Source organism: Mesorhizobium sp. B2-6-2, from assembly GCF_006440615.1.
In the GTDB taxonomy this organism is placed as follows: domain Bacteria; phylum Pseudomonadota; class Alphaproteobacteria; order Rhizobiales; family Rhizobiaceae; genus Mesorhizobium.
On sequence record NZ_VFUG01000009.1, the window covers coordinates 150,505 to 164,526 of the forward strand.

The 14,022-nt window shown below is 57.1% G+C and carries 10 protein-coding genes; 3 read left to right on the top strand and 7 right to left on the bottom strand.

Annotated elements, in window-relative coordinates; all coding sequences use genetic code 11:
• Nucleotides 1-3 precede the first annotated feature (3 nt).
• Nucleotides 4-816 carry an NAD(P)-dependent oxidoreductase gene (locus tag FJ419_RS19095; protein ID WP_140696749.1) on the top strand — a complete coding sequence of 271 codons (813 nt, stop codon included), beginning with the start codon at nucleotides 4-6 and terminating at the stop codon, nucleotides 814-816.
• Nucleotides 817-2,211: 1,395 nt separating this feature from the next.
• Here FJ419_RS19095 and FJ419_RS19105 read toward each other — a convergent pair.
• Nucleotides 2,212-3,555 (bottom strand): hypothetical protein, encoded by a 1,344-nt coding sequence (locus FJ419_RS19105; RefSeq protein ID WP_140696752.1) that lies wholly within the window; start codon nucleotides 3,553-3,555, stop codon nucleotides 2,212-2,214.
• Nucleotides 3,556-3,877: 322 nt separating this feature from the next.
• On the opposite strand from FJ419_RS19105, the gene FJ419_RS19110 reads away from it, so the two are divergent.
• Nucleotides 3,878-4,780 carry a serine protease gene (locus FJ419_RS19110; protein WP_084015715.1) on the top strand — a complete coding sequence of 301 codons (903 nt, stop codon included), beginning with the start codon at nucleotides 3,878-3,880 and terminating at the stop codon, nucleotides 4,778-4,780.
• A 196-nt stretch (nucleotides 4,781-4,976) separates the two neighbouring features.
• Here FJ419_RS19110 and FJ419_RS19115 read toward each other — a convergent pair whose 3' ends face one another.
• Genes FJ419_RS19115 through FJ419_RS19130 form a run of 4 tightly spaced genes read right to left on the bottom strand, consistent with a single transcriptional unit; the run spans nucleotide 4,977 to nucleotide 10,736 of the window.
• Entirely contained in the window at nucleotides 4,977-6,026 is a 1,050-nt protein-coding gene (locus tag FJ419_RS19115; protein ID WP_064993455.1) for a hypothetical protein, read from the bottom strand.
• The gene (locus tag FJ419_RS19120) at nucleotides 6,023-7,372 is read right to left on the bottom strand and encodes a tyrosinase family protein (protein WP_064993454.1); all 1,350 of its coding nucleotides are present in this window, start codon (nucleotides 7,370-7,372) and stop codon (nucleotides 6,023-6,025) included. The genes FJ419_RS19115 and FJ419_RS19120 overlap by 4 nt, the downstream gene beginning before the upstream one ends.
• A 33-nt stretch (nucleotides 7,373-7,405) precedes the next feature.
• Nucleotides 7,406-8,605 carry a hypothetical protein gene (locus FJ419_RS19125; RefSeq protein WP_064993453.1) on the bottom strand — a complete coding sequence of 400 codons (1,200 nt, stop codon included), beginning with the start codon at nucleotides 8,603-8,605 and terminating at the stop codon, nucleotides 7,406-7,408.
• A 16-nt stretch (nucleotides 8,606-8,621) separates the two neighbouring features.
• A complete protein-coding gene (locus FJ419_RS19130; RefSeq protein WP_064993452.1) occupies nucleotides 8,622-10,736 on the bottom strand; it encodes a hypothetical protein in 2,115 nt (704 codons plus the stop codon).
• 1,513 nt (nucleotides 10,737-12,249) lie between these two features.
• On the opposite strand from FJ419_RS19130, the gene FJ419_RS31210 reads away from it, so the two are divergent.
• Nucleotides 12,250-12,396, top strand: a complete 147-nt coding sequence (locus FJ419_RS31210; protein ID WP_224655927.1) for a hypothetical protein — start codon at nucleotides 12,250-12,252, stop codon at nucleotides 12,394-12,396.
• On the opposite strand, the gene ubiM is transcribed toward FJ419_RS31210, so the two are convergent.
• On the bottom strand, nucleotides 12,386-13,567 hold the full coding sequence (ubiM, locus tag FJ419_RS19145; protein WP_064993451.1) for a 5-demethoxyubiquinol-8 5-hydroxylase UbiM: 1,182 nt from the start codon (nucleotides 13,565-13,567) through the stop codon (nucleotides 12,386-12,388). The two genes, FJ419_RS31210 and ubiM, sit on opposite strands and share 11 nt — an antisense overlap.
• Before the next feature lie 129 nt (nucleotides 13,568-13,696).
• Nucleotides 13,697-13,987: a hypothetical protein gene (locus FJ419_RS19150; protein ID WP_084015713.1), complete on the bottom strand. Its 291-nt coding sequence runs from the start codon at nucleotides 13,985-13,987 to the stop codon at nucleotides 13,697-13,699.
• Nucleotides 13,988-14,022: the final 35 nt, after the last annotated feature.

Genomic DNA, 14,022 nt, shown 5'->3' on the forward strand with positions numbered 1-14,022 from the left:
ACGATGCCGCATTACGAACGTATCCTGATCACCGGCGCCGCCGGCCGGCTTGGATCGGAGCTGCGCAAGGGGCTGGTGCCGCTGGCCAAGACGATTCGCGTGGCGGGGCGCCACTCCTTCGATGATCTTGCGCCTCACGAGGAAGAAGCGGTCTTCGACCTCGCCGACATGGAAGCGACTGTCGCCGCCACCAAGGACTGCGATGCCATCGTACATTTCGGCGGCGCGCCGCTCGAATGCGAATGGCAGACCATCCTCGATTCCAGCATCCGCGGTTCCTACCACATCTATGAAGGCGCTCGGAAACACGGCGTGAAGCGCGTCATCTACGCCTCGTCGGTGCATGCCATCGGCTACCACGAGGTCGAGGCGCATATCGGCGTCGACGCGCCGGTACGTCCCGACAGCCTCTATGGTGTGTCGAAGAATTTCGTCGAAAGCCTCAGCCGGCTCTATTGGGACAAGTTCGGCATCGAGACGGCGTGCCTGCGCATCTTCTCGTCCTTCCCTGAACCGGCCGACCGCCGCATGCTGTGGTCGTACCTCTCCTTCGCCGACTGCGTGCGCCTGGTCGAGGCATCGCTGACCGCGCCGCGCGTCGGCCACACCATCTCTTACGGCATTTCCGACAACAAGCTGAAGATGGTCGACAACAGCGGCGCGAACCATCTGGGATTTATCCCACAGGACAGCGCCGAGCCATTCCGCGCCGCCGTCGAGGCGAAGACGCCGGTTCCCGATCCGAAAAGACCTTCAGTGAAATATCTCGGCGGCTGGTTCTGCGAGCTCGGCCATCCGGACGATACGCCAATATGACGATTTACGACAGCGGGAGTAACATGTGGCTTGATCACGCCAACTGGCATCACAGAACGCGCTTCGCATGCGCGAAATCTCTCAGACTGATGCCAGCAATACCTAGCCCGGACCCAAAGCGATGGTCCGTGGACTGGCAGTCATGATCGGGCTCCTTTGGTTGGCTCCGACTTCATGACGACTCTGGATTCAGCAATGTGACATGCGAGCCGTCATTTTTTGCATGTCTCCAGTCCTGTTCGGTCGTCCGGTTCGCTAGACGACAATCAGCGGGCTCCGGCCTTCGGGCGGTTTCTCGCTATGAACTGGCGATGGCGGACCCCGCCTTGAAGTCTGCCGGTGTCTGTCCATGTCGTGAAACATACTCGAGGCCGGCATCAACGGGATAAGTCGGTTTTTCGATAGACCGCGAAACACCGCGAAGGACGCCGGGTCATTCCCACTCGATGATCAACCGGACCTTCAACACACTGGTTTTGCAGTCCAATTGCTGCCATAAATTTCCTAATACCGTTCCAAATACCGTCGGATTCTTACGCTGTTGAAAAGGCTACAACAATGTAGTCGCTGTCGCGGCATGCATCCTTTTGACTGCATCATTTCCGTAGCGATTTCGCAGCGCCAAACAGAATGGCGCGTGGGCGCCATTTCCGCCAGCGGATGCGGTAAGCAAACCGACACAGGACAGCGGCTGCTTGGTTTCGCATCCGTTTGGCCCACCGAGCACCGGCGAATTTGCACAATTCGACTGTAGACGACTTTGGACTATTCGCAGCCAGTTGGCGAATGGCCGCAGTCGGGCGCCGAAAGCGGATTGTTAATCAGATTGCCTAAGCGAGATAGCGAACGGATACATCCATGAGCGCCACCGCTGTGCCTCCGCCTGGCGCCCAACGGCTGTTCACTTGTTATTCAAGGCGAGGCCGAAGATGTAAGCTGATCGAAACCTATCCCGGCGAGAGCCATCAAGTCGCTTGGCAGAGCGACGTCGCCCGCCGTTTTCCCATTTTCGCTTGAGATGAATGCGATCAGTGCGCTCACTTCTGCGTTGCTCAAAGTTCCAGGCGCGTTCCTTGGCATATTAGTTTTGATGAAACTGAACAGGGCACTGACGCTGCCAGGGAACCACTTTTGTGTAAAGACAGAGCCTCTAAGGGGGGGGCCGAATCCCCCCGAGAGGTCGGCCTTATGACAAAGCACGCAGGTCGAAAGGAATTTGGTCCGACCGGCCCCAGCCTGATCGGCAGAAAAGGTAAGTGGACCTAATGTCGCCGCGTGGCCATCACCCTCGGGGCGATCGGTTGCTCCATTACTTGGCAATGCAATCACTAAAGCCGCGATTGCCAGGAGCATCGCGCCCAAACAGCGCCTGACACTCATCTCGTCAGCCCCCTTTCATTTTTGAAATGGACAGGAGGCGGGCGGCGGACCTGCAGTTTCTGGCTTTGCACGGAACGGTATTGACATCACGAAGTCGGTCTGGACGAAGTCGTCAAATACATTATTACGCGTAACCTGCAGATTGGCCGATGGGAAGCCTGGCCACGGAACGAGCGTACCGTCAACAGATTTGGCAAGTACAGCACCATCTGGCACGGGTTCTTGGTTAGGCAACCCGATCTGAAACAATCCGGTGTTCAGAGGGTTGAAAAATCGCGGTGATGCGGCTTTCTTGTCCCATCCACCGTATGAATGGCAGCTAATGCACGAGGAGTTTACAAAGCCATTCTCGATATGGGCATCTGAAAGCACAATTGGAGAGCCGGTCGTGTCCACGAAATTGACCTGCGTCCCTCCCAATTTATAGTTCTCCCAAACGGTTCCCGCGAGACTGGCTGGCATTTGCGCTGTGTCGGGATACTCCCTTCCAGGTTGGCTGGGGAGCGGCTTTCCAGCGAATATCTTGTGATGAAAGGTCGCCCAGAACCAGTTTGGAACGTCTTTCGTGAGGATGTGAAGCGTCTGTAGCCCAAAGACGACTTTCGTTGCTCCTGTTGATTGTCCAGAGCTGAGCTGCCCATTCTTCACATAGAGTACTATTGAATAGAAATTGTTTGGAACGCCCGACCCAATCTCGGCATCGGTGAATTGCACCCAAGCAGCTTTGACTTCAATGCTCTCTGGAGGGAAAGTGATCGGTCCGACCGCCTTATCAAGTACCGCCTTAGCGTACCTCGCCAATCCATCTCGACTATACAGACAATTCGTACGAATGAAGTCGAACGTCGCTTTGTTCATATATGTCTCGCCGAGACCGCCTACGCTTCCGATATAGACACCCTCTCCTGATGTATTGAACCTTGCGCTTAATGCGGCTTGTTCATGAAAACCTGGCTGCTGCCCAGGCGCCTGACCAAAAAGATGTCTTTCGTCGTTCGCATCGGTCCAATCGGCCGGGTAACTTCCGTCGTCCTTGAATACCTCGCTATCTGCTAACTTCCACGTCTCCCAAACAGAAGTGGTACCTGGCGCTCCAGGACGGCGCGAACAGTCTGGTACTCCGCGAGATTTAGGGTCTGTCGCGACCGCAGGTTGGACCAACGTAGCGAACAAATCCCAAGCGTGCTTGCTGGGATTATCCATCGCATCGGTGCGTACGGGCGACGGAGGACAAAAATCGGCGGGTGTCGCAGGCGGCTGCCCTGCGGCCACCGCGGGAGCAAGCGCGCAGTCCCAACCAACAAACAATGACAAGCAAGTCGCAGCCTGCATCAATCGACGTCCAAGGACGCTGACCATAGCACTCTCCCGAAGTATTAAGTCTTGTCAGTAAAGCGCGCTGCCAAGAGCTTCCATGACCTGGAACATTAAATGGGCAACAATATATAATGCCGGACTAGACGCCAAAGCCAAAAGCGCCCCCCCTGCGGTATGACCATATCCCTCAGAGTCGATTGACGCAATACCGCTTGCACGCGACGACAAAAAGATTAATTGTCAGGGCAGAGACTATAATACAGGCACGTGCGTTCGCGACGGGCATACGTACACTTATTAACTGAGGAGAAGGGCAAGCACGTCACACCTGCGAGAGAGGCACATAACCTTGGGAGGGATTGGAATGCAGGTATTTGCTGGATTGGCTGCGATTGGCTTTTTTGTGATAGAGGTACTGTCAGTCACGCCTGCAGCGGCGGGAGGACTGGGGAATATCGAGCGCCTCCAGAACGAGGTGCAAGACATCGTGAAGCGGGCGAAACTGCCCGACGCCGATCAGAAGTTGATACTCAATTCGATTCGTGTGGACCCTCGCATCGTTGGCGGCGAGGCGGTGGATTTCAAGCAAAATGAGTGGCAGGTTGGGCTTGTAAGGGCGGTCGCCCCCGATCCACAACGGTTCCTGTTTTGCGGCGGGTCGCTTGTGGCGCCAGGCTGGGTCCTAACGGCGGCGCACTGCGTCGACAACTTCATCGTGAACAAGAACCCAGCCGCGCTAGACGTCGTCGATGGCACGAGTTTCCTGCCTGCTGGCGGCGAGCGTCTCAAGGTAACCAACATCATCATCCATCCGAAATGGGACTCGCAGCTTAACGAGTACGATTTCGCACTACTTCAGTTGGCGCGGGACGCGAGGATGGGCCGACCGATTGCGCTGATCCCAGAGGGTTCAAGTTACCACGGGACGGCCTACGTTACGGGTTGGGGAGCGATCTTCCAAGGCGGAAATACGACGACCGACCTGCTCGGTGCAACCGTGCCCATAGTGCCGAATGATGCGTGCAATGCGAAGGACAGTTACAACGGACGAATTACCTCGGCGATGATATGCGCTGGCAAGGAGGACGGCGGCGTCGATTCTTGTCAAGGCGATAGCGGAGGGCCACTAAGTGCCGTTGTAGACGGGAAGCGCCAGCTCGTCGGCGTTGTGAGCTGGGGCGAGGGTTGCGCCAAACGCCTGAAATATGGCGTCTACGCCAACGTCGCGGTTGCAACCGTGTGGATAGCCAACACGCTGGCGCGCTGAGCTATTAGTCCGGGCTTGAAGCGAGTGACTCCGTTGACGGGACTATTCGGTTGTCACCTTGCCCGTTGATTTTAGGGGCAAGGTCAGGTGTTGCGAACGTTGGTCCGCCTAGCGCAGGACCGAGTCCGGTCTACGGCTTTGCAGCTGGATCGAGAACAAGAACAAACGCGGTTAGGAGGATCATGCAAGCCGACCGCTATTGGAGCGGACGGCCTTTGTTGAACATTTGGTTAAGCTCCTGAAGCGGAGGCGCATTGAGGTTTGATCGGGTTAGCGCGTCGGTTTCCTGTGCTGCCTTCAACTTGTTTTGTAGCGCTCTTTTGAGCGCCGCCCATTGCGCGGCATCGAGCTTCCCAGCCGATTCCGCGCTTTGGGCATAGTTTCGCACCGCCGCTGCATAGACGAGCGACGGTGTGTTCGGATCGGTGGCGACGGTGAGTGCGTAGGACGTGAATGTCGGATCATATTGACCAAGCACTTGAGCCGCCGCGGCTCGAAGAGCGGGCTCCGCCTGGTCGTTGAGAAAAATCTTGTTGCGAATCAAAGGTCGGTCTCCTGGAATTGAGCCAAGAACCGCCACGGCAGCCAGTCGCGCTTCCGCGGGCCCCTTATCCAGAAAATCCAAAAGGCAGGCACGCGAACGCGCCTCAGGTGCTTGCGTGCAAAGTTCGGCCGCTTGCTTTGGTGTGACCGCTCCATTGGCTAGGGCCTCCGCCAGCAAGGGCGAGGCTTCCTCCGCGGAGGACCTCACCAGCGTCTTTAAGGCGAGCATACCTGCCTCGGATCGACTTTGGCGAGTTGCCAGCCTCAATGCGTCGAGCGCCACCTTGTGCTGGTTTTGAACGTAGCTTCCCCATATTGTGCCCGGGTGCATCGCGGGGTCGTGATTGCCGGCGTCGTGACCGGCCATGACGACCGAGTTAGCCAAGATTCCGACTGCGGATTTTCGCACGTCTTCGACGGGATCCGTTACCAACTCCGCAGCGACGGGCAGAGCCGCGTCTTCGGAAATCAACGCAAGACCTTCGAGCGCCTTGCTGCGTGTTCCTGGATCAAAATTCGTGTTTGCGGCGGTGACGCGCAGTCTTTCGATCTCGCCTGCGTTCTCCAGGAGATACGCCCTGACACGCGGATCGGGATTGGGGGGCTGGCCCAACTGGGCCAGGCACGGCGCAGCCAAAAGCCAAGCGCTAACCAAGGCGGAAACGAAGATGCGGCTGTTATTGTTGCCACCCATGTAGGTCATTTGAGAGGCCGTCCGAGATAGTCGATGTCGTCGTAGCAATATCCCAGCGCCGAGGAGGCCTGTTCGGATCCTAGGTAATCTAGCATTCTTGCTGGCGTGAGCGAAGCGGCCTCGGACTTTGAACTTATTCCGGGCATCTGATGCGACGTGGAAGGCCATCCCGATGCTTCTGCGGGATCTGGGTATCCCCAAGGCCACATCGGATCGTCGGCGTAGGTGCCCTTCCTGTATATGCCCGCATCTGGCCCGGTTCCTGGATATTTCCCCAGGGCTGAGTACGCGTCCTCATCATTCCCGCTGAACCGGGAATAGGTGGCCTGCCAGTGTGCCCAAACCCTATCCACGTTGGCATGCAGCAGGAAGAAGAGTGGGTCGGCGGGCGAGTCGGCCGTGGCAAGCCAGCCGCCCAGGTTTCGATGCACACCGCTATGGAAACTACTCTCGATTTGGCTATGGAATATCACGAACGCGCGGTGGAAGTTCGCCGGTACGGCTGGATCAAGGACGCCTTGGCTTGGCGCCACAGCTGGGTCTCGAATCAGCCGACCCATTTGTGGATCGATCCAGTCGCCTAGACCTGGCCCGCTGACGAACGGCACACCTGGCACAGTCGCTCCCATGAAATCATCGGAAAAAACATGGTCCGCAGGCTCATCGAAGCGCCAATATGGAATGGTCACACGCGGGTCGACCTGCTGGAGGCGACGTTCAAGATCAAGGAGTAGCGCTCGGTGCCATGGCAAAAAAAGTGGCGACCTGTGAATTTCAAGCTGATTGGCCGCTTCATGGATGCGAACGAACGGTTCGTAATCCGACGACGCGGCGCTGTTTTGGATATCGTGAAGCTTCTTCAAAGCGTCCAGAAAAATTTGGACTTCAAATCTCGTCAACGACTCCGCGTTTTTTCGCACCCGCACCATCACGTCCACCGATCCAAGCTCCAGGCCTAGGTCATCAAGCGCGATCACGCGCACGTCTTTGGCGCCAGTGGAGGCCTTCGTCCCCATGATCCAGAACGACGCCCATGCCCCATTCGAGGGAAGGGGCAGACTGAGAGTGGAGGAAGGAGAGTAAGACTTCTTGTCGAGGACTTCGGCTCCGTTTAGCTGGAAGGCCACATTGCCGCTGCTGTCGGTAGAGACAGCAGAGAGGGTTAGATGTTGTTGCGCTGTCGACGACTTGCTTAAGAGTCGAGCTCGCGAGAGAACAGGAGTCCAGCAAATATAAGGACTGCTATCGTGGGCGCCGTCGCCGATTTGTATTTCGACCGACTGAGCCGTTGATCGACCGACGGCGGCAATCGAGATGAGGACGCACCAGAATATTAGGCCGAGAAGAATTCGCATTGCACCCTTGCGATTGGATTGCCACCGTCGAAATCATTGCCCTGGCGCCGTCACTCGCACAACAGTCTCGGCCCCACCGTCGGCGGGCGCATTGAAAAATGTAAGGGTGGCGTCCGCAGTCGTGGGAGGCTTATCGGAAACGAACGAAAAGTTATAGGCCGAACCCCAGCGAACCGCGTTTGCGTTGGTGTCTTCGGAAGATTTGCGCGTTGACCAGATTATCTGGTTGCCTTGAATGCGGCTGTCCCAGGCGTCGTTCGACCATATCTCCCCATTCGAATGTGGAGCTTTGAATGAAGCGCTGCTCTGGTCAATCTGCTGCTCAGGCACTGCAAATGCCTGGACAGCGAGATCGCTGTTCATATTGTACACGGAATAATCGTACCGGAACTTCCCACCGGCGAGGGGCTGGGCCTTGGAGCCTACTAGGATATACGTCTTCACCCCGTTCTCATCAAGATCGACCTCGGAGAGCTGCGCCCCGTACTCTTTCCAGGCGAACAGAGCCGGCTGCATCCGCACCTCCGGGCTTTCGTTTCGCAACACCCACGCTCCAGATCTTAAGATCGGTTTGACTTCCCTATAGGTCACATTGTTACGTGCGTTACCGGCTGTCGCATCGTCGGCGGTGATGTACTGGGCCTCCACGAAATACCGCGCGCCTGGCGTGAGCAGGTCAGCTTCGTCGACGAGCAAGATCCGTTCCGCTGGATCGCTTGGGGGATAGCCGGTCAGATCTTGTGCTTTGGATCCGTCAAATTCAACTTTTGCAGAATTGGTTATTCTGCTCCGAGGCCCAAGATTACGGGGATCTGAATTGAGATCCTCAGTATACAGGTCGGAGCAACCGGGACGCAACTGGCTTCCCCCGGCCCCAGCCTGGCAGGTGCGATGCATTTCCGGTATGCCACCGCAATCGTTCTGATTCGTCGCGTAGAATCCGTGCTTGACCCAAGATTTCGCCAATTGCTCCATCCTTCCATCTGCCAAGCGATAAAAGTTGAGGGTGATGGCTGGATGATGTGTGTCCGGAAGGCGCTGCCAATTGAGTGGCGAATCCCCAATATTGCAGGAATTGGTTGAAGCCGTGAGACCGATCTTCGATCCGAGCCGGCTGTCTTCCCGAGCGTCGTCGATGAATCCCACGATCACATCCGGCCCTGTCGCGGCCGCTTTGAGGTTGCTCGACAGCAGCGAAACGACGACAACCGCGATCCCATATGCTATACGCATGACTTACTCCCGTGGGCTATTTAATATCGACTTTTAGCAGATGGTCAGCGGCGCTGACGCGCTCCCCGCCCTGATCGAAACCAAATCGCTTGGCAGCGACACGAATGAGGTACCGCTTGTTCAGCGATGCCGGAAAATACAATCTGTATTGCCTTGGTGTCAGCGTAGGGGCGGGGTTGATCCAGCGCATATGCCCCTGGAAAGACATGTCGCGGAGTACGAATATTGTCCCATCCGTGAAGACACCCCCTCCCAGGTCGCTAAACCCTAACGCCTTGGTCTGCTCGATGCTTGGAAAGTCACCACTAGCCGGCTCCGCACCATCAGAGGGTATACCGACCTCGTGTATCGCTACGTTAAAGCGTACATCATCGCGCTCAGGGACTCCGCCGAATGAATTGATATACGTCCAGTCAAGCCGGATGCGCTTTGGCGACAATTCCGAGGAACCGTCGGGATTGTCTTCAATGCCCACTGCGAAATTTTGAGGACCTGATGGATCTCCGATCCTCGTCGCCTCATCCATCGTGGACTCGGGAGTTGGAGCATCGGTGTAGGTTTTGAGGGAGCGCGAATCTCCATCAGCGTTCTCGATAACCGCGCGAAGCTTATCCCAATCAGCATCCGAGATGGGAGCAGGTTGAGGGTCGGAAACGTCATTGCCTTGCGGTTCCGCGTACATCCACGGATGAATTTTACCTGCGCCGGTCCGAAGTGCCCAGTCGGTGCGGAAACTGTTTTCCAACCCGCTGTCTCCGGCAATAGAACCGAGGCGTCCTACTGCATCCGATGCAAAGCGTCCGGTGCCGTTGTTGGTGAGTCCATGGCATGAGGTACAATTTCGTGCTGGATCTACAATCGTGAGGTCGCCATCGAGCGTGCCCCTGTGAGCTGCGGTATAGTCCGTCCCAACCACTCGGTAGGGGGTCTTCGAGTTCCGGGTACGCTCGGGGAGCAGATCGCCAAGGCTGAACGCCGCGGCCTCATCTTTGTCGCGATAACCCACGCGCGCTTGCTTGATATAGGGGGTAATGATCCTGGGTTCTTTGTTATCGTGGCACGCGGCGCAGTCGACCCTGAAAGTCGCGTCGTATGTCTTGGATGCCAGAGTCCGACCAGCAGTGTCGTTGTATCCGCCTCCTCCTGGTGCCACAGTAGGCGTACTCCAATCGAACTTTATTCCTTCATAGCTTCCGTCGAAGAACGCCAATTCCCCGCTCACCTGGTTGAAGCCGATGTAACCAAGCAGCGCATAGGAGTTGTCGTTCTCACTCCAATATTTCTCTGGTCTTAGAATCTCCGGGCCGTGGGTTTTCCTCGCAAGTGCGATCCATTCGACGTTTCCTTTTTCGATCCTAGAGAGTCTCGAAGCGGTACCGCATGGTGTTACACCGCCTGCCAGAGACGGCTTGTCGCATTTGTCGATGGTCGCCGTCCAATTTACAAACACACCGTTCTTGTCGCGATGCTCGTATTCGAGCGGAGAGCCAGATTTGGAACTGTTCGGCTTTAGTTCCGCTCGATTGCCGTCCACCTCCACATACGTGGCCCGCGTTTCGATAACTGACCCGTCAGAGCGGACAAATCGGCCAAGCGTGGTAACGTCGAACGGCGGGATCGGTCCGAAGACAGCTCTGACTTCATCGGCGTAGCGGAGGTTAATGTCTGTTTCTTTCGAAGCAGGTGCCCAAAAGATATTGCCGTTCCACCGATTAACCTTGGATGAGAAGTAGTCTCCTCTGCCCAAAAAATCCGGCGCCGCGTTGAGAGGTCGACTTGACGACCCTACCGCTAAGCGAAATTGATCAGTTATTTGTCCAAGTTTTTGATGTTGTTCCAGGAAAATTGAAAGCTGGTTGACGTACTCTAAGGTGCGAGAATCTCCCTCTGGCAACTGCGACATCGGTCTAGCAAACGGATATCGGGGCGCCTTTAAAAGTTCCCCCTCATTGATGAGAGCTTGGCTATTGGTCCGTTCGAGCGCGGCGGCGTCGAGATGTCGGATCAGATCGGGCGCGGTTTGCCGGACAAAATCGGCGAACGACTTCGGCCGCATCAGTTTCGCGTCTTGGGCCAGGGCACAGGAACCCGCCGCTGCAAAGGCAATCAGACTGCAAAGCAAGAGGCGCATGAACTCGACCCCCCCGATCGCGTCATGTATAATTGCACGAGTATACCTGGTTTAGCAATCAGAGATATGCATCCTCCCGGTCAATGTCCTGTAGCAGTGCTGGACGAGATACTTACGCGCTGTTTTTAGTGCACAAGAGCGGCTGCGCCGGGAAGGTAAGTCCAAATGCTATCTGGGCCCGCGGGATCGGCTGCAGGCACGTGAAAAAAAGCCGGCAGGCAGGAAATGGCCTGAGCACTGCGCTGCGGTTCACCGTTCGGCAGGATTGGTTTTGCGCTGGTGGTCACCCGGAATCTCGGAGCTGCCCGACGTGCTGAGCGCGGAGGAAGCGGCGCGGGTGCTCGAGCCGGCGCCAGGCATCAAGTACATGGCTGCGCTCGGTGTCGCGTATGGCCCAGATCTACACGGTCGGAGGTCACGCGTCTGAATAGGTCAGCGGCATCAATTCGAAACGCATGTTGGTCCGTGTCGAACAGGAGCATGATCGGTTCGATAAGAGTGCGGTCTAAGAGGCTGGACTTTCAGTGGGAGTTCACCTCGGAAGAACATCGAGGCTTTGATCGCGGCAGCACGAATGCGGCCCGCACCTTGCTCGTTGAGCAGAAAGCCGATTGCAGGCGATCTCTCAGGTGGTCGACTGAACCTTGTCGACCTGATGAGGTTGGTCTGCCTCCTCGATGCTGGGGGAGGCGAATTCTCGACGCATGGCTCGCATGAGGCTGTGTAATTGAGGCCTCAGTTCCGCGTTTTCCCCGAGCCGGCCGAAGGGATTGAGGGCGTCTGCATGGTTTCGGAAGTCCCTTCCGCAGTCCGCACAGTCGGGACAATCGTGTCGTTGCCTCTTGCTGATGCATGAAAATGACCACGTACCGGTGGAGGAAACCATAAAGAGCTTGCTGCACCTAGGCGCGCGTCACCAGCGGATCACGACGACTTTTTCAGTTCCATTGGCGAGTTCGACAGCCTCGGTGCCATCTTGCTTGCGGCTCTGGATTTCGCGCTCTCAACGGCTTCAACCCCGGCGGCAACGGCCGCAATGCTTCATCGACCTCGGCGACACAGACCAATGTTTCTTCCGGGAGGTCCTTGATTTGGTTTCAGCAACTGGCGAACGTTCATGGCAAATCTCCTTGGCGCTGCGGGGAGCAGATACCTGCTTTCGCCGGCGCGAACCATGGTTCGTGAGAAAAGTTCCGTTCGCCAGCGCACTGATCAAAATGCGGCGCGAGAGTATCGGCCTAGGTTAAGTTTGCTCCTCCAACCCATGCCAGTTCGCCGGCGCTTCGTGCTCGAACTCAAGGAGATCGGTAGCAGCCTTCCCCCGCCCAGAACATTCTGCTGGACGGCATCGAAGGAGATGTGCGCCGCCCACCTCCAAGTGCTCGGGTACTGCTTCGGATCTTTTCCAGTCGCAGTGGCCTGGAATCACGCGCAGTAATTTTCCAGTAAACTCAGCCTTTCGGAATACCATCCGAACCCACACCGTTAGGTCATTCAGCTCGCAGTACGGCCGATGATCCGCGCCGAAATGTCACCGTCACCGACCGAACAGGCGTTCGCCGAAGCGGTGGCAGTGATGATTTGGAGCGATGCCACTCTTGCCGAGCGGTCGTCGCAACAAGTCCACGAATTCCAGAGCTGCTGGTGCTTCACCGTTTGAGCATGGCCGAGATGCCATGCCGGATAAGAGGAACGTGTTGGGCGAACCGAAGCCCCGCATGGCGTGCAAGCCGTGCCGCCGGTCGCTCGCTTGAGTAGAGTCGGACGAGTATATTCGTAGCATGGTAGAGCGGCGCCGCCGACAGGCGCAGCCGCCTTTCGTATCTGTGCAGCATGTCGGGATCGGCAATGTCACGGCGGTCGCGACTTGCAGTCAGGATTGCATCGGCGAGTTGCTTTTGGCTGCTGAGACCGATGTTGAAGCCATGCGCTGTCACCGGGTGCATTCCAATAGCAGCGTCACCGATGAGTGCGGCACTCGGAGCCCTGAGTTCGTGCGCCCACGTGGTGACCAGCGGAAAGGCGTGGCGGCTGCTTGCCAATGTCATTTCCCCGAGACGGCCTTGACACCGCTTCGTCAATTCCCTGAGGAACAAATCGTCGTTGGAGGCAAGCAGTCTGCCGACCTCGCTTGAGGGCAGAGTGAGCAGCAACGAGGAGACCCCCTCCCCCAGAGGCAACATCGCTATCGTTTGATGGTGATCGAACCATTCGGTTGCCACATGGTGATGGGCGCGTTCATGCCGCACCCGACAGATCAGCATCGAGTGGCCAAGCCGATTGATGTCGGCGCCGATGCCGAGCAGATCACGCGTGGGAGACAGGCGCGAATCTGCGGCAACAACAAGCCTGGCGCTCAACTGCATGCCGTCAGAAAGCGTAACCACTGCTCCTTTGTGGCTGGTCCTTGCATGGACGACCGAGTGGCCGCACCGCAGCTCTGGCTGATCACGCAGCCGAACGATTTTGAACAGCGCATCGCGAATGCGGCAGTTCGGGACCAAAATTCCGAGGGGCTCTCCACACGCTCTTGGAGCATTAAAACGCAGAGCGAAAGCGCTCGATCCGTTGAGGACGCGTGCGCCTTGAAGTGGTGATTTGTCCGAAGCGGGAATGATATCCCAGGCGCCGAGCTCCCGAAGGATTCTGATCGAGGCATGAGTCAGCGCGATCTCGCGACCGTCGAACGCCGGATTCGCGAGCCTTTCCCGGGCCTGCGCTTCAACAAGTGCCACTTTGAGTTTGCTCTGGGCAAGCGAGGCGGCGAAGGAAAGTCCGACCGGCCCCGCGCCAACGACAATGATGTCGAAGCTGTTATCGGAGACGGCCATCAGCGTGGCGCCATCGGGTCGGCTCTCCAGTGTTCAGGCACGAATTGCGAAATCAAAAACGCCTTTGATGCTAGTTTAAGCACGACGCGCGCAAGCTATGGCCGCCTAAATAAGTGGCAAGCCGCCTTATCAGCGGCAGATGCTCACAAAGCCGTTGCTTGACCGCTGATGCTGGCAAGTAAGCGGTCGATCGGGCCGTTGCTGCGGCGCGATCTCGCGATCCTGGCCACGGAAGTGCTGCTGCTGCTGCTGATATTGCTGCCGCCGCAGCCTGTTCTCCAGCATCAGTAATTGGTTCTGCTCGACCAGCGCATTGCGATTGGCGGAGTTGAGGACTGGTGCCGAGGCGACTTGATCCGGCAACGTCGCCGTTCCCAGCATTCCCGACATGAAGATCGTCAATAGGCGAAATCGCGACATCTATACACTCCTGCAAACAAAACTTTGGCATACGC

What these genes read in the sequence shown, in the direction of transcription:
- FJ419_RS19130 (WP_064993452.1), bottom strand. Translation starts at nt 10,736, where the DNA reads ATGCGCCTCTTGCTTTGCAGTCTGATTGCCTTTGCAGCGGCGGGTTCC.
- FJ419_RS19120 (WP_064993454.1), bottom strand. Translation starts at nt 7,372, where the DNA reads ATGCGAATTCTTCTCGGCCTAATATTCTGGTGCGTCCTCATCTCGATT.
- ubiM (WP_064993451.1), bottom strand. Translation starts at nt 13,567, where the DNA reads ATGGCCGTCTCCGATAACAGCTTCGACATCATTGTCGTTGGCGCGGGG.
- FJ419_RS19105 (WP_140696752.1), bottom strand. Translation starts at nt 3,555, where the DNA reads ATGGTCAGCGTCCTTGGACGTCGATTGATGCAGGCTGCGACTTGCTTG.
- FJ419_RS19110 (WP_084015715.1), top strand. Translation starts at nt 3,878, where the DNA reads ATGCAGGTATTTGCTGGATTGGCTGCGATTGGCTTTTTTGTGATAGAG.
- FJ419_RS31210 (WP_224655927.1), top strand. Translation starts at nt 12,250, where the DNA reads ATGATCCGCGCCGAAATGTCACCGTCACCGACCGAACAGGCGTTCGCC.
- FJ419_RS19150 (WP_084015713.1), bottom strand. Translation starts at nt 13,987, where the DNA reads ATGTCGCGATTTCGCCTATTGACGATCTTCATGTCGGGAATGCTGGGA.
- FJ419_RS19095 (WP_140696749.1), top strand. Translation starts at nt 4, where the DNA reads ATGCCGCATTACGAACGTATCCTGATCACCGGCGCCGCCGGCCGGCTT.
- FJ419_RS19125 (WP_064993453.1), bottom strand. Translation starts at nt 8,605, where the DNA reads ATGCGTATAGCATATGGGATCGCGGTTGTCGTCGTTTCGCTGCTGTCG.
- FJ419_RS19115 (WP_064993455.1), bottom strand. Translation starts at nt 6,026, where the DNA reads ATGACCTACATGGGTGGCAACAATAACAGCCGCATCTTCGTTTCCGCC.